Origin of the sequence: Vibrio sp. RM-41-2B, from assembly GCF_024744415.1 — a bacterium.
Classification (GTDB): domain Bacteria; phylum Pseudomonadota; class Gammaproteobacteria; order Enterobacterales; family Vibrionaceae; genus Vibrio; species Vibrio diabolicus.
Map to the genome: position 1 here is coordinate 64,673 of NZ_JAMQWD010000054.1, position 16,359 is coordinate 81,031.

Genomic DNA, 16,359 nt, shown 5'->3' on the forward strand with positions numbered 1-16,359 from the left:
TAACATGCAAAACTGATGATTTAATAAATAAAATCAGAATTTTAGATTGTGCTTACCATGAGAAACTTTTGCTTTTAGGTAGCTTTCATTACCATCTTTAATATGTGCAGAGGTATTGACAACCTCAACAATCTCGATGCCGTATTCTGCTAATTCACGGATTTTCTTAGGGTTGTTGGTCACAAGGCGAATTTTACTCACACCTAATGCTTCGAGCATTTGCGCTGCTTCAGTGAAATCACGAAGGTCATCGTCAAAACCCAAATGGTTATTTGCTTCATAGGTGTTCATACCTTGGCTTTGCAAACGGTACGCATCAATCTTATTGTATAGACCAATACCACGACCTTCCTGACGTAGGTATAAAATAATACCGCCAGATTCGCCCATGCGTTGAATGGTTTCTTCTAATTGCTCGCCGCAATCACAACGGGATGAGTGAAAAACATCACCAGTAAGACATTCTGAATGCATACGCACCAAAGGCGTTTCTTGCGTTTGATCCGCTTGCCTAAAGATAACTGCCACATGCTCTTTATCTGTCTTCAGGCCACGAAAAGACAGGATTTCAGCATCGATATTACTTTTAGCCCCGACTTTAAAATCTACTCTGGCACGTACTTCCGCCATATCTATACTCACTCGATTTATTGCTTGATGCGCTTGATGCGTTTTCGTTATTGCATTCATGGGATTCACTCATTGCTCTTCAACTATGGGGATTGATACCGCATTTTTCAATATAGAGATCACAATTGAGAGCAGTTATCCCCTAAAGACAGCCAAAGAGAACAACTCCCCGCGCTGACGAATTGTTATAGTATAACAATTTTGAAAAACTACAATAAAAAACCCCAGACAAATTTTGTCTGGGGTTGATAATGAGTTGCATGTAGGGGTGATGATTTAATGTGTTTGGCTACGTTTCCAAACCGTAAGCTCTATCCATACCGCTTCGAGTTCTTGAATTTCTTCTTCGGTTAATACGGCAAGAGACGATGTAACTTGAGGCAGTTTCGAGGTTTGCAATGCACGAATCTGCGAATAAAAGTCTTTTTTTAACTGTAATATAACTGAATCCACTGCGTGCACCTACTTAGTTCTTTTATTACTTCTCCAGCTCAAATCGTTGATTTTCTTTATACTGGAATCTTCATAAATTCGGAAAAATGATAACATTCTGTTTGTTATCTGCACGATTTATTTCCCATAGTGGAATAGTGGTCACATTATTGACGCTTTATCATTTTGATCGAAAATAGGATAAAAAAGATCAAAAGTAATAGAGGAAAGATCCACAACGCCGCTGTCGAATAATTAAATGGTGGCTGATACAAAACGATAATCCCATATCTCTGAACCAAATAATCTTTTACCTCTTGATCCGTGCTTCCTTCGTTTACCATCGAGTACACTTTCAGTCTTAAATCTTTAGCGGCTTGTGCATTAGATTCAACAAGGTTTTGGTTTTGACATTGCGGGCATCGCAAAGCCTTGGCTAATGCATTTGCTCTTTGTTGCAGTTCAACGGAATGAAATTCAAACAGATCAACATGCTGCGTAATTTGCTCTGCTTTGACCCAAGAAGAACACAAACAAAACAAAACAATAATGAAGTAAGCATATTTAAAGTGAGACATTAAAATACCCCGAAAATAACGAGTTCCATTTGTCTATTGTTAACTTACCTCTATATTTGATCAAAACATTGCCATTTTGATCAATTAAGTAAGTTTCAGGTGTTCCTATTACACCAAGTTCAACCGCCAGTTGCCCATTAGGATCGGATATAACTTCGGTATATGGATTATGTGAAGAGCTCAAATAGCGTTTAGCCGCGCTCTCTTTATCTCGATAGTTAAGACCAACAATGGGCACACCTTGTCGAGCTAAGTTGAGCAAATCATCATGTTCTTGTTTACAAACCCCGCACCAAGACGCCCAAACATTCAATAGCACATAACCTTGATTTTCTAGTACTGCATCGGTGATTCGATTGCCTGAAATGAGTGAGTAAGCGGTAAAATCTGGGATAGATAACACACGATTTTGTTGTATTTCTACGTTTGGTCTATCGGATAATGCCAATGTCGCGGTGACAACAAAAATCGCAACTAGCAATATGAGAACGATCAGTTTAAGCGTATTTTTCGATCTCATTACCTTTTCCCCTTCGATTCGTCATACTCCCCAAAGCACTTATTACGATTAAAGCGCCACCAAACCATATCCACCAGATACCCGCCCGATATTGCACTTTAATTGCGTAGGCGCTGTTGTCGAGCTTGTCACCCAAAGTGATGTAGTAGTCTCCATGCCATAGTGATCGAATAGCGGGCTCGGTCATATTCATCACGCGTACAGGGTAATGCCGTTTCTCGGGTTGAAAGTTCAGCGCCTTACCTCTCTCCAAATAAAGATCAATACTTCCCTGTTCTGCGGTGTAGTTCGGCCCAACTAACCATTCAATTCCATGATAATCAACGGTGATACCCGCTTTTTGATACGAGCTACCTGGCTCTACCCGTAAGTTGTATTCATACGAATAGTCACTATTAAATACTGCCCCGCTTGCAGCCAACGCAAAGCCAACATGAGCAAGAAACATAGGCATTAATTTGCTCTTGTTTTCTGCACAAAACAGCAATAGCACATGAGAAACCACTACCCACGTCGCTAATACCAGAATAATCAAAGTCGTTATATGAAGCTCTTTAGTAGCAACAACGAAAATAGCGCTAACCGCAACAACATGAATACCGACAAACCCAATGGTTTTAACGGCATGAGGACTGGCTCCTTTCGTCCACTTCAACACGGGCATAAAGGCGAGAAAGGTCATAGCAAGTAATGTAAGGGGGAAAACGAGGCTGTTAAAGTAAGGTGCCCCAACGGATATATTACCCAGGCCAAGCAGTTGATAAAGCATTGGGTAAAAGGTACCGAGGAAAACAATCGCCATACAAACAACGAGAAGTCCAATAGCGATGTATACCATGTAGGCACGACTTATTAACGAATCGAGCGTAAAACGAGGAATATGTAGCCCTCGCACAATGAGCACACCAAAAGTGACAACCACCAAAACGCTGAGAACAGCAAGAAGTACTACACCTTTGGTTGGATCAACCGCAAACGCGTGTACTGAGGTTAATACACCTGATCTCACCACAAATGTGCCGAGAATACTCAAACTGAACGTCGCAAAAGCCAATGCGTAGGTGCTCCAAATTGCTCCTTTATTACGCTTCGACAACACACCGCTATGCAGTAGTGCGGTACCCATTAACCAAGGCAGCAAAGACGCGTTTTCTACCGGGTCCCAAAACCACCACCCGCCCCAACCTAATTCATTGTATGCCCACCAAGAACCAATCAAAATTCCAATTGTTAGCGTACCCCAAGCAAAGAAAGCGGCACTACGGGCAACACCATACCATTCATTTATAGGTCGCTTCGCTAATAACGCAGCTAAGGCGAACGCCAGTATCGCGGCATAACCAACGTAACCCAAATACAACAGCGGTGGATGAATAATAAGCCCGATATCTTGCAACATCGGATTGAGATCTCGTCCCTCCAACGCTAGCGTCTGAGCATACTCAAAAGGATTGGACGTGGTGAGGGTAAACCAAGCGAAAATAGCAATAAGTAAGTTCATGATACCCAAGCAATCGCCTGTATATTGAGTGTAAACTGGCGACTTGATAGCAATAAAAGAGGCCCATAAGCTCAACGTAACCACCCAAAACAACATAGACCCTTGATGGCCGCCCCAAGCAGCTGCAATCTTAAACGCGATAGGTAACTGGCTGTTCGAGTGTGTAACCACATACTCAAGCGCAAAATTATCCTGAATAAAACAGACTATCAAAAGCGCCAAACAAACTAAGGAGGCTAAGCTGATAATATGAGACGTTGCGGTTTGGTGTGGCAACACTCCCTTCTTCCTCAGCGTAAAGCAAACCCAATGCAGCAGCGTCGCACATGTCGATGCGACAGCCACCAATATCAACAAAAAGAAACCGAGCTCAGCCTCCATTTTGCCTCCTTACACGATGGTCATTTGACCAGCATAGAGAATGAAAGTACGCAGCATGAGTACGCCAACCAAGCTCAACGTTGTGACCGCAAAAACGTAGCTTCCCCTATGACTAACTTCTGAAGGCGTTAGCCAGTTTAATGTCAACGGTGTGATCATTCCGATGAGCACCACCCCAACCCAGAACCACTGAGCCCAGAACCCACTCGAAATGGCATTCCAAGCCGCGGCTTCATTTTGCCCGCCACTAAAGATAAGCCCAGTAAAGAATGTCACTAAGACGAACAACTCAAACAGCACCACCGGACGCTCAAACCCGTGCACCCACGATACACTAGGGCTGCTGGTCGACTCTTTAAACACCAAGATGCCAAACATCAAGCAGGCTGCAGCTCCCGAAGACAAGCTTGAGAACAAGAACAAAATTGGCAGCACCGGATTGTTTAGCATTGGGTAAGTCTTCAGCGCAGACAATAAGAACCCCGTGTATGCCGCAAGCACGATGGCTAAGAATCCCAAAAACAATTCAATTGCGTTGTTGGCTTTCCCCGCCTTAATTAAAATGCCGTCAGCAAAGTCCAACAGTTTGCTTGGTAACTTCCCTTCACAGAAGCTGATGATTTGATGGCGGAAGATAACGCCGATCCAAACAAACAGCACTAGCATGTACACTTGGAACAAGATCACGCCCATCGACATCACAGACGTTGGGTTGTAGTAGATCATGATCTTCCAAAACTCTAAAGGCTTGGTTAAATGGAAAATCAAAATTACCAACCCAGCAATGATGCCAAATGGTGCGAGCCAAGCCATCGCTTTCATGATGCCGTTGTTTGCGGGATCACCTTCAATCACTTTGCGTTTTAAATAGATTGAAATCATCACCGCACCCGCTGACATCCCAGCAAGGAATAAGTAAATCGCGATGATCCAATCCCAGACTAACGAGTCAAAGTGGAATGCACTTTCGAAGCCGTTCATGATGACACCTCCCCTTTGCTATGCGGAATTTTGTACAGTTTAGGTTGCGTACCTAAATGCGATTTATCGCGATAGACAACATGGCTTTCGATAGCTTTGCTCACCTCGCTAGTTGGGTCATTCAAATCACCAAAGATGAGTGCTTTTGTTGGGCAAGATTCCACGCAAGCTGGCTGCTTACCTTGCGCTAGGTTGGTATCACGGCAGAAGTTACATTTATCCGCAGAGTGATCGACTGGATTAAAGAAGCGCACTTGGTAAGGGCAAGCGGCAAGGCAATAACCACATCCGACACATTTCTCTTTGTGCACATCCACGATGCCGGTCGCTTCATCTTTGTATGCAGCGCCTGTTGGACAAACGTACACACATGGTGGGTTATCACAGTGCTGACAGGATTCGCGAGTAAACTGGTATTCCACATCTGGAAATTCGCCAATCGGTTCACTGCGATGAATTTTAAGTCGGGTCACGCCTTCGGGGACTTTATTTACTTCGCGACAAGCATCAGTACAGGCGGTACAGCCAATACAGGCATTTTCGTCATGAACCATACCCATGCGTTTCGCTTGTTCACTGTTGCTGGCATAAAGAGAGGAGCTAATAACGGAAGTGCCTGCAACGCCTGTAGTTAAAATCAACGCGCCGCTGCCGGCTAAAAAGTTTCTTCTCGAACATTTCATGCTATCTCTCCTCTTCTTTGGCAAGTTTAGGTTCGACGGCAAATTCAGAGTGACAATCCACACACTGCTTGATCAGTTGTTTTCTGTCGTAAGACAACGCTTTGGTTTTCGCTGCGTGTACATCGTGGCAATTTGAACAAGTGAGGTTTTTGGCGTGCACATCGTGCGTCCAATGCTTTTCTCTTAACTTAAGTGGCGCGTGACAATCCACACACTGGCTATTAGCTTTGAGAATCAAGCTTGGGTCAAGGGACACTTTGTCGTGCACCGCTTTCGATTGCGCAGCAGAAAACTTAATCACATCGGGTGCACCTTCACGGTGATCAGGGCCGATGTTGCTGTGACAGTTAGTGCAATTGAGCTGCTTACCTTGACTCAATAACGCTTGCGAATCATGCGATAGATTCAGAGTATCTTTAGCATCCTTATGACATTGAAGACATTTATAGTCTCGGTCACGGATCAACTCGACTTGATGACGCTCAGCTTGAGCACCTTCAACTGGCTCTGAAGAAGTCGCATGGGCGGCGGTGAAAAAACCATAGATGGCAAAGATGAAGAGAAATTTCAGCATTGTCTCTATGGTCAATTTTATATTGCCCATATTTTTCTTTCCTTAGCTCGATAATAATTGATAACTCTTATCAACTATTATTTGAGCAACAATTAATTTCCTCTGAAGATATTTTTACACCTTCAAATGACATCAATTCTTATTTTGGAAAGCCACAACGCTAAACCTGTATTTATAATACCTCTATAATTCCTAAGAGGTAGAATCACATGTTCAAAAAGCGACCTTAATCACCTTATTTCTAGAGTGGTTATACCCATAACACGCTGTGATTAAAGGGGATTACAACATACCACTTTAGGGGTGTATGAACTTAAACATGATTAAGATCACTAGCATAAATTGATCTAAAACAAGGCCAATTTCGGTCACTATTTCATCTATTCAATTCACTATTAATATTAACGATAGATCTCCGATTCTTATTTGGAATAGCTCCTCACAACGCTGCTAATAAAAACGAATATGGAGATAACACCGTGAGCATAAAACACTGGATGAGCGCACCTATCGCGGTTGCGACCTTATTCGCCAGCCAATTATTTTTGGTTGGTGCTCCTTTGGCGGCAGAGGATACTGGTCTCATAGAGCCTCGCAATGATACCTTTGAACAAAACCATCCTGACCAATATCACTCTTGGAAAGCCACATCGGAAAGCGAGCATATTGAAGATGCCTTAAGTGAAGACCCAAACATGGTGATCTTGTGGGCCGGTTATGGTTTTGCTAAAGACTACAACAAAGCGCGCGGTCACTTTTACGCGCTTGATGATGTGAGGCAAACCCTCAGAACTGGCGCACCAGCAGACGAAAACTCCGGGCCAATGCCGATGGCTTGTTGGAGTTGTAAAAGCCCAGATGTCGCCCGCGTAATTGAAGAGCGCGGTGAAGACGGTTATTTCGAAGGTAAATGGGCGCGCTTGGGCTCAGAAATCGTCAACCCTATCGGTTGTTCCGACTGTCACAATACGGGTTCTGAAGCCTTCAAGAAAGGCGAACCCGCACTGGCACTGACTCGCCCATACGTCGAGCGTGCTTTTGACACCATCGGCAAAAATTTTGACCAACAATCTCGCTTAGATAAACAAGCGTCAGTCTGCGCTCAATGTCATGTCGAGTACTACTTCACAGGTCCGACTAAAGCAGTCAAATTCCCATGGGACATGGGGACCAACGTCGCTGATATGGAGAAATACTACGACGCGTTGAACTTTAAAGATTGGACGCACGCCGTTTCTAAAGCACCAATGCTTAAGGCGCAACACCCAGGTTTCGAAACTTGGAGAGCGGGTATTCATGGCAAAAACAAAGTGGTGTGTGTGGACTGTCACATGCCTAAAATAACCAAAGAAGACGGTACGGTATACACCGACCACAAAGTGGGTAACCCGTTTGATCGTTTTGAAGACACCTGTGCGCAATGCCATACTCAAACCAAAGAGCAACTACAGGGCATCGTTTCGACTCGCAAAGCGCAAGTACTGAACATGAAGCTAACCGCCGAGAAACAAATTGTGGCAGCGCACTTTGAAGCTGGTGCAGCATGGGAAGCAGGGGCAACAGAAGAAGAGATGCAACCTATCCTACAAGATATTCGCCATGCCCAATGGCGCTGGGACTACGCAATTGCGTCCCATGGTGTTCACATGCATGCACCTGAGGTAGCACTTGAGGTACTAGGCACTGCAGTTGACCGCGCTGCTGACGCTCGTACTAAGTTGGTTCGTTTATTAGCAACAAAAGGCATTACTGACCCTGTTCAAATTCCAGATATCTCGACCAAAGCAAAAGCGCAACAAGCACTAGGTATGGATATGGAAAAGATGAACGCAGATAAGAAGCACTTCTTAGAAACGGTGACACCAGAATGGGATAAAGCAGCTGCTGAGCGCGAAGCAACGTACTGATCAGTATCGATTACACTAGCTTAAATGGATAAAACGAAGGGCGCACGTTGCGCCCTTTTTGTTTGATAGAAGGCAGAGGAAAACAGATTAGCGACGAGGAAGTCTCGGCCTAGGCTGAATATGTGGACGGGTTTTAGGCATCTGCACATTTGGGCGTGTAACTGGGCGCTGGATCTTCGTTTCCGGCAATGCTTTTCTTTGTTGAACCTTTTCTTTCACCGCTTTATCTTGTAAAGCCGTAGGCTCGATGCGCTCGGGGCGGTTCTCCCACTTGGTTTGAATCTCCTGCTTTTGATCGTCGGGCAGTGATTGCCAATGATCGTCAAGCTGTCGCTTCATGTTATCGATATTGGCGGACATATCGTCGTCTTTCCAATCTTCGACTTTGTCTTTGATGGATTGCTGTTGCTCTTCATCCAAGCCATTCCACCACTCTTCCAGTCTCTCTTTATATTCATCTCCGTTGTCGCAACAACCCGGATAGTAATAAATCCAGTAATCGTCATGATCGTACCACCACGGTTCGTAGTAACCTGAAGAATAATAAACCGTAGAGGAAGAGCCAGAATGATTGGAAGAGCTACAACCCACTAACACGGAGCCGTACAGCACCACCAATATTCCGAACGCTTTATTCTTCATTCATCCCCCCACCTTTCTTCTACTACTAATTAGAGTCTACGCCTACAACAGCTCTTTAGCTTTATTGATCGAGTTAATAATTTGTACTCTATCCAAGCTTGGATCGTTAGAGTCGAGTAATAGCACCCAAGTATCAATGGCTTCCTGAAAGCGGAATGAAACAAAGTGGTCGTTGGCGATCAAAGACAAAGCCGCTTCATTGTGCGGTTCTATCTGCAAAGCTTGCTCCAAAAGCAAACTGACTTCTTGCGTCATTGATTGCTGGTGAATGTAGTATAAGGTCGTCGCTTTCGCAGCAAGTTGCGTGGCACCGACTGGCTCAGTCAGTTGGATGGCGTAATCAAAACAAATCAGCGCACCATCCAGTTCTCCCTCTAGCAGGTAGCCCTGCCCTAGCTGAAACCACAATTCGGCATTGTTTGGGTCTTCACGCAATTGGTCTTGAATTTCCTGCATGATATCGCGAGCAGTCATCATTCGAGAGACTTCAGCTTGAATAGGTTGTGGAGGAGATTGACGCAACAATAAGAAGCTAGCGCTGGTTAACACTAGTACCAAAGTACAAAAACCGAACCATTGTGCCGCTCTTACTCTTGAAGCGCTGAGCGATAATACGACGACGAATAATCCCATTAAAGTGATGGCAATGAAAAACCAAACAGACATAACGCGCTCCCTAGACAAACTGAGTACTAGTGTACTGGTTTAATGCTTGTATTGCGTTGATAGAGGTACAAAAAAGCCGAGCAACTGAGGCTCGGCTTTTCACATTAGAATAGTGACGAAAGATTACTCTTCGTTACCTTCCTCTGCATCATCAGCGGCTGGCGCTTCTGGAGTATCTTGCTGCGTATTTTCGTCTGTTGACTCTAACACTTCTGCTTCTTCACCAGCAGGCAGCTCTTCTTCATCAACTTCTTCAATACGTTGCAAACCAACAACAGATTCGTCTTCCGCAGTACGGATAAGCGTTACACCTTGCGTGTTACGACCAACCTGGCTAACTTCACCCACACGAGTACGTACTAGTGTACCAGCGTCGGTGATCATCATCATTTCATCACCTTCGACAACCTGGATAGCACCAACTACCGGGCCGTTTCGCTCAGAAACTTTGATAGAAACGACACCTTGAGTGCCACGACCTTTTGTCGGGTACTCGCTCAGCGCTGTACGTTTACCGTAACCGTTTTCTGTAACCGTTAGGATGTCGCCTTCGTGCGAAGGAACGATAAGTGATACAACTTGGTCATTTTCAGCCAGTTTCATACCACGCACACCAGAGGCGGTACGACCCATAGGACGAACACCTTTAAACTTGATCTCTGGCTGACCATTCTCATCAAGAACTGGCTTACCATTTTCGTCAAGTACTGGAATTTCTTCTGCTTCTTTAAAGCGAACCACTTTACCCGCTTTAGAGAACAGCATGATTTCGTTTTCGCCGTTAGTGATATCCACACCGATTAACGAATCGTCTTCACGTAGGTTTACCGCAATCAGACCATTTGAACGAACATTTGCAAATTGGTTCAACGGCGTTTTCTTAACCGTACCGTCACCTGTTGCCATGAAGATGAATTTGTCTTCAGAGAATTCATCAACACGCAGAATCGCGGTAATGCGCTCACCTTCTTCTAGTGGAAGGATGTTCACAATTGGCTTACCACGCGCAGTACGGCTCGCTAGAGGCAATTGGTAAACTTTCAGGCGGTATGTTTTACCACGAGTAGAGAAACACAAGATGTTATCGTGGGTATTCGCCACTAGAAGACGCTCAATGTGGTCTTCATCTTTCATCTTGGTCGCACTCTTACCTTTACCACCACGGCGCTGTGACTCGTAGTCGCTCAGTACTTGGTACTTAACGTAACCACCGTGCGATAGAGTAACCACAACGTCTTCACGTGCGATCAGCTCTTCCATGTCGATATCATGGCTCGCAGCTGTGATTTCTGTACGACGAGCATCACCAAAGCCGTCACGAACCGCTTCAAGTTCTTCGCGGATCACTTCCATCAAACGCTCAGTGCTCGCAAGGATATGCATGAGTTCAGCGATTTCTTCTAGAAGTGTTTTGTATTCGCCAAGAATCTTCTCGTGTTCTAGACCTGTTAGTTTATGTAAACGTAGATCTAGAATTGCTTGTGCTTGTTGCTCAGTCAGGAAGTACTGACCATCGCGGATGCCGTATTCAGGCTCTAGCCACTCAGGGCGTGCTGCATCAGTACCAGCACGCTCTAGCATTGCTGAAACGTTGCCTAAATCCCAACCACGAGCGATAAGACCCGCTTTTGCTTCAGCCGGTGTTGGCGCCTTACGGATAAGCTCAATGATTTCATCAATGTTGGCAAGCGCTAGCGCTAAACCTTCAAGGATGTGGGCACGTTCACGCGCTTTACGTAGTTCGAAAATAGTACGACGAGTCACAACTTCACGACGGTGATCAACGAAGCACTTCAACATATCTTTCAGGTTGAATAGCTGTGGTTGGCCATTGTTTAGGGCCACCATGTTGATACCGAAAGTGGTTTGCAACTGAGTCTGAGCGTATAGGTTGTTTAGAACCACTTCGCCCACAGCGTCGCGCTTACATTCAATAACAATACGCATACCGTCTTTATCTGACTCGTCGCGCAGTGCACTGATGCCTTCAACTTTCTTATCTTTAACTAGCTCAGCGATCTTTTCGATCAAGCGAGCTTTGTTTACCTGGTATGGGATCTCAGTGACGATGATGGTTTCTTTACCATTCTTCTCCACTTCGATGTCCGCTTTCGAACGCATGTAGATTTTGCCGCGACCTGTTTTGTACGCGTCTACAATGCCTTTACGACCGCTGATCAGCGCCGCCGTTGGGAAATCAGGACCAGGAATGTAATCCATTAGTTCATCAATAGTGATTTCTTCATTATTGATGTATGCAAGACAGCCATCGATCACTTCGCCAAGGTTATGAGGCGGGATGTTGGTTGCCATACCTACTGCGATACCAGAAGCACCGTTAACCAATAGGTTTGGAATTTTAGTTGGAAGAACCGCTGGGATCTGCTCAGTACCGTCGTAGTTTGGTACGTAGTCTACGGTCTCTTTGTCTAGGTCAGCCAATAGTTCGTGGGCAATTTTTGCCATTCGAACTTCGGTGTAACGCATTGCCGCAGCAGAGTCGCCATCGATAGAGCCAAAGTTACCTTGACCATCGACCAGCATGTAACGAAGCGAGAACGGTTGAGCCATACGTACGATTGTGTCGTACACAGCACTATCACCGTGTGGGTGATATTTACCGATTACGTCGCCGACAACACGGGCTGATTTTTTATATGGTTTGTTCCAATCGTTGCCTAGTACGTTCATCGCGAATAAAACGCGGCGGTGTACTGGTTTTAGGCCATCACGCACATCTGGAAGAGCACGACCCACGATGACTGACATCGCATAGTCTAGATATGAACCTCTAAGCTCATCTTCAATGTTTACGGGCGTGATCTCTTTAGCTAAATCGCTCATAGAGCCATTATCCCTCTATTATCTGATCGTAATTACGATACGTGTAAGGTGCAAAAATATAACACACAATTCATCACTTCGGCATCACTTTCCCTCTCCTTTTATCAGGTTGTGAGCTTGGTTATGAATCAAATGTCGAGAATTTGCACACTCATCCCATATCTTTCTGATTAGTGGTTATATTTCGGTCAATATTGAGCAAAATCGGACTCTGTACGTATGTAACTTAGGTGAAATCGTTAATCCCAATATATCCACACAACGTCAAAAATGCCGGTTTTAGAGTATTGTCACTGGCACTAGTTCAAGGATGAACCAAAAACATGCAAGCCCTTTCAAAGTTACAGGAGCCTGTTGTTGCCGCACCAGTGAACTCTGTCATTGTCCCTTCACTAAGCACGTCGAGGTTGTTTGGTTATAAAACGTTGGAGTATACTGACGCCCTCTAAAGGACTCAGATTGAATGCAATAAAACCAATTATGACTAAAGCACAAAACGTCGACCCAAGTGAAATTAAGAAATTCGAGGACATGGCTTCTCGATGGTGGGATTTAGAAGGCGAGTTTAAGCCACTTCATCAAATTAACCCACTTCGTTTGAACTATGTACTTGAAAAAGCAAATGGCTTGTTTGGCAAGCGAGCACTTGATGTCGGCTGTGGTGGTGGCATTCTTGCTGAAAGCATGGCGAAAGAAGGCGCTATTGTGACTGGACTTGATATGGGCAAAGAACCTTTAGAAGTCGCGCGACTACATGCATTAGAAACCGGCACTCAACTGACCTACATTCAGAGCACAATAGAAGACCACGCTATAGAAAACGCAGGGACTTACGATGTCGTGACTTGTATGGAGATGCTTGAACACGTTCCAGATCCTCTCTCCGTTATCCGCTCTTGTGCTGCGCTAGTAAAACCTGGTGGTCACGTGTTTTTCTCAACCTTGAACAGAAACATCAAGTCATACTTGTTTGCTATTGTCGGTGCAGAGAAGCTTCTTAAGATTGTTCCTGAGGGGACTCACGAGCACGAGAAGTTTATCAAGCCTGCCGAAATGATGAAGATGATAGACCAAACAGACCTGACGGAAATGGGCATTACGGGCCTGCATTACAACCCTCTTAATGACGGTTACAAACTCGGCCGTAATGTAGATGTAAACTACATCGTTCATACGAAAAAATACTGAACGCCGTTATGTTAAAAAATGCGTTTTGTGATTGACATTTTTTGTAGAAAATGAATCGAAAGCGGTAGCACAAAGTTGCCGCTTTTTTGTCTTTTTATGTCTAAAATTCGTGCTCTAGATTCCATTTTAACCAACCTATTTTTCGTAGATAAAAACGGCCAAAGATCAAGGAAAATATTTTTGCATGCGGTTATTTCTAAACCGATCTCAAAACCGTGCTTTTAACCATTCAAGTCTGCCCTTTTCTCATCGGTTAGTGTTCACTTACTGATTTTTTTCATTTTGTCAGTTATCCACAAGTCATCCCCGATCTGTACCTTGATAAATCAGTGTAATAGCACTATCTTGTAACCCGCAAACAAATGAACCCCTATATGTTGTGTTTAAGCGACAATATATAGATAGACTTTGATCACAAAGCCGCCGCAAGCTTTACTCATATTGCACATAAACAAACAAAAATACGGCTTTTATCAGTTTTCTTAGGGAAATAAAGCAGAATGAACCAACAACTTACCGTCACCAAGCGTGATGGCCGTAAAGAAAGTATCGATCTGGATAAAATCCACCGCGTTATCACTTGGGCTGCAGAAGGTCTAGATAATGTTTCGGTTTCTCAAGTAGAACTTCGCGCTCACATCCAGTTTTACGACGGCATCACAACGACAGATATTCACGAGACAATCATCAAGTCTGCGGCAGACCTGATCTCTGAAGAGACTCCGGATTACCAATACCTAGCTGCTCGCCTAGCGGTATTCCATCTGCGTAAAAAAGCGTATGGCCAATACGAGCCACCAACGCTTTATGATCACGTGTCTCGCCTCGTCGATATGGGTAAGTACGATCAACATATTCTAGAAGACTACACAAAAGCAGAACTCGACGAACTTGATGCGTACATCGACCATAAACGCGACCTAAACTTCTCATACGCGGCAGTTAAGCAGCTAGAGGGCAAGTACTTCGTACAAAACCGTGTAACGGGCCAAATTTACGAAAGTGCTCAGTTCTTATACATTCTTGTAGCAGCGTGCCTATTTGCGAAATATCCAAAAGCAACGCGTCTTGATTACATCAAGCGTTTCTACGATGCGACATCGACATTTAAGATTTCTCTACCTACGCCAATTATGTCTGGCGTGCGTACCCCTACTCGCCAGTTCAGCTCGTGTGTTCTGATCGAGTGTGGCGACAGTCTTGATTCTATCAACGCAACAGCAAGCTCGATTGTTCGTTACGTATCTCAGCGCGCTGGTATTGGTATCAACGCTGGTCGTATCCGTGCATTAGGCTCAGAGATTCGCGGTGGTGAAGCGTTCCACACTGGCTGTATCCCGTTCTACAAATACTTCCAAACCGCAGTAAAATGTTGTTCGCAAGGTGGTGTTCGTGGTGGCGCAGCGACTGTATTCTACCCAATGTGGCACGGCGAAGCTCGCTCTCTAATGGTGCTTAAAAACAACCGTGGTGTTGAAGAGAACCGCGTTCGTCACATGGACTACGGTGTACAGCTGAACAAACTGATGTACCAACGTTTGGTTGAGGGTGGCAACATCACACTATTCTCACCTTCAGACGTACCAGGTCTATACGACGCATTCTTCGAAAACCAAGAAGAGTTTGAGCGTCTATACGTGAAGTACGAGAACGATCCTTCAATCAAGAAAGAAACGGTTAAAGCGATTGAAATGTTCACTCTGCTGATGCAAGAGCGTGCATCAACAGGTCGTATCTACATTCAGAACGTGGACCACTGTAATACTCACAGCCCATTCGATTCTGAAGTAGCGCCAGTTCGTCAATCGAACCTATGTCTAGAAATCGCACTGCCAACGAAGCCATTAACTAACGTTGAAGATGACTCGGGCGAGATCGCACTATGTACGCTTTCTGCCTTCAACCTTGGTGCTATCAAGTCTCTAGATGATTTCGAAGAGCTATCTGATCTTGTTGTTCGTGCGCTAGATGCACTGCTTGATTATCAAGATTACCCTCTACCAGCGGCATACAAATCGACGATGAACCGTCGTACGCTAGGTGTTGGTGTGATCAACTTCGCTTATTACTTAGCGAAACATGGCATGAAATACTCTGACGGTAGCGCAAATGGCCTGACTCACCGTACGTTCGAAGCAATGCAGTACTACCTACTAAAAGCATCGGTAGAACTGGCGAAAGAGCAAGGCAAGTGCCCTTCATTCGACGAAACGAACTACGCGAAAGGCTTACTGCCGATTGATACGTACAAGAAAGATATCGACCTAATTTGTGACGAAGCGCTGCACTACGACTGGGACAGCCTACGTAAAGAAATTATGGAGCACGGCCTACGTAACTCAACACTGACTGCGCTAATGCCTTCTGAGACCTCTTCTCAGATTTCAAACGCAACCAACGGTATTGAGCCACCACGTGGTTATGTTTCAGTAAAAGCTTCGAAAGACGGTATTCTGAAGCAAGTTGTACCTGAGTTCACTGAACTTAAAGACAACTATGAACTGCTTTGGAACATCGGTTCGAACGACGGTTACCTACATCTTGTGGGTATTATGCAGAAGTTTGTTGACCAAGCTATCTCTGCTAATACTAACTACGATCCGTCACGCTACGAGACTGGCAAGGTACCAATGAAGAAACTACTTCAAGACCTGCTAACAGCGTACAAGTTTGGTGTGAAAACGCTTTACTACCATAACACTCGTGATGGCGCAAAAGATGAACAGAAAGACGCTGTTCAACCACAAGATGACGATTGTGCTGGCGGCGGTTGTAAGATTTAATCTACCCGCACCCAACACTCCGTAAAGACAGACTATCGATAACCTCCCC

Annotated in this window: 14 protein-coding genes; 3 read left to right on the forward strand and 11 right to left on the reverse strand. The window is 44.7% G+C overall.

Features of this window, described 5'->3' with window-relative positions:
- Positions 1–33: 33 nt before the first annotated feature.
- The 8 genes from NB463_RS22360 to nrfB form a co-directional block, all read right to left on the reverse strand.
- Positions 34–690 (reverse strand): GTP cyclohydrolase II, encoded by a 657-nt coding sequence (locus NB463_RS22360; RefSeq protein WP_005394759.1) that lies wholly within the window; start codon positions 688–690, stop codon positions 34–36.
- A gap of 216 nt (positions 691–906) precedes the next feature.
- A complete protein-coding gene (locus tag NB463_RS22365; RefSeq protein ID WP_005394761.1) occupies positions 907–1,083 on the reverse strand; it encodes a hypothetical protein in 177 nt (58 codons plus the stop codon).
- Positions 1,084–1,229: 146 nt separating this feature from the next.
- Positions 1,230–1,640, reverse strand: a complete 411-nt coding sequence (locus NB463_RS22370; RefSeq protein WP_258431010.1) for a cytochrome c-type biogenesis protein CcmH — start codon at positions 1,638–1,640, stop codon at positions 1,230–1,232.
- Positions 1,627–2,160, reverse strand: coding sequence for a DsbE family thiol:disulfide interchange protein (locus NB463_RS22375; RefSeq protein WP_164666484.1), 534 nt, complete (start codon positions 2,158–2,160; stop codon positions 1,627–1,629). Before NB463_RS22375 ends, NB463_RS22370 begins: the two co-directional genes overlap by 14 nt.
- Positions 2,138–4,042, reverse strand: coding sequence for a heme lyase CcmF/NrfE family subunit (locus NB463_RS22380; protein WP_258431009.1), 1,905 nt, complete (start codon positions 4,040–4,042; stop codon positions 2,138–2,140). The genes NB463_RS22375 and NB463_RS22380 overlap by 23 nt, the downstream gene beginning before the upstream one ends.
- A gap of 9 nt (positions 4,043–4,051) precedes the next feature.
- Positions 4,052–5,023: a cytochrome c nitrite reductase subunit NrfD gene (gene nrfD / locus NB463_RS22385; RefSeq protein ID WP_258431008.1), complete on the reverse strand. Its 972-nt coding sequence runs from the start codon at positions 5,021–5,023 to the stop codon at positions 4,052–4,054.
- A complete protein-coding gene (gene nrfC / locus NB463_RS22390) occupies positions 5,020–5,706 on the reverse strand; it encodes a cytochrome c nitrite reductase Fe-S protein (protein ID WP_258431007.1) in 687 nt (228 codons plus the stop codon). The genes nrfD and nrfC overlap by 4 nt, the downstream gene beginning before the upstream one ends.
- Position 5,707: 1 nt before the next feature.
- Positions 5,708–6,310: a cytochrome c nitrite reductase pentaheme subunit gene (gene nrfB / locus NB463_RS22395; protein WP_258431006.1), complete on the reverse strand. Its 603-nt coding sequence runs from the start codon at positions 6,308–6,310 to the stop codon at positions 5,708–5,710.
- A gap of 467 nt (positions 6,311–6,777) precedes the next feature.
- Here nrfB and nrfA point away from each other — a divergent pair, with 467 nt between their 5' ends.
- On the forward strand, positions 6,778–8,187 hold the full coding sequence (gene nrfA, locus NB463_RS22400; RefSeq protein WP_405054826.1) for an ammonia-forming nitrite reductase cytochrome c552 subunit: 1,410 nt from the start codon (positions 6,778–6,780) through the stop codon (positions 8,185–8,187).
- Between the two features lie 87 nt (positions 8,188–8,274).
- Here the strand turns inward: nrfA and NB463_RS22405 are convergent, their stop codons facing one another.
- The 3 genes from NB463_RS22405 to gyrA form a co-directional block, all read right to left on the reverse strand.
- Positions 8,275–8,829: a hypothetical protein gene (locus NB463_RS22405; protein ID WP_258431004.1), complete on the reverse strand. Its 555-nt coding sequence runs from the start codon at positions 8,827–8,829 to the stop codon at positions 8,275–8,277.
- Between the two features lie 42 nt (positions 8,830–8,871).
- Complete coding sequence (locus tag NB463_RS22410) at positions 8,872–9,495, reverse strand: TPR domain-containing protein (RefSeq protein WP_258431003.1); 624 nt, start codon at positions 9,493–9,495, stop codon at positions 8,872–8,874.
- 123 nt (positions 9,496–9,618) lie between these two features.
- The gene (gene gyrA, locus NB463_RS22415; RefSeq protein ID WP_258431002.1) at positions 9,619–12,339 is read right to left on the reverse strand and encodes a DNA topoisomerase (ATP-hydrolyzing) subunit A; all 2,721 of its coding nucleotides are present in this window, start codon (positions 12,337–12,339) and stop codon (positions 9,619–9,621) included.
- Between the two features lie 480 nt (positions 12,340–12,819).
- On the opposite strand from gyrA, the gene ubiG reads away from it, so the two are divergent.
- Both ubiG and nrdA read left to right on the forward strand, forming a co-directional pair.
- A complete protein-coding gene (gene ubiG, locus NB463_RS22420) occupies positions 12,820–13,527 on the forward strand; it encodes a bifunctional 2-polyprenyl-6-hydroxyphenol methylase/3-demethylubiquinol 3-O-methyltransferase UbiG (RefSeq protein WP_258431001.1) in 708 nt (235 codons plus the stop codon).
- Between the two features lie 500 nt (positions 13,528–14,027).
- The gene (nrdA, locus tag NB463_RS22425) at positions 14,028–16,310 is read left to right on the forward strand and encodes a class 1a ribonucleoside-diphosphate reductase subunit alpha (RefSeq protein WP_258431000.1); all 2,283 of its coding nucleotides are present in this window, start codon (positions 14,028–14,030) and stop codon (positions 16,308–16,310) included.
- The last annotated feature ends 49 nt before the right edge of the window (positions 16,311–16,359 follow it).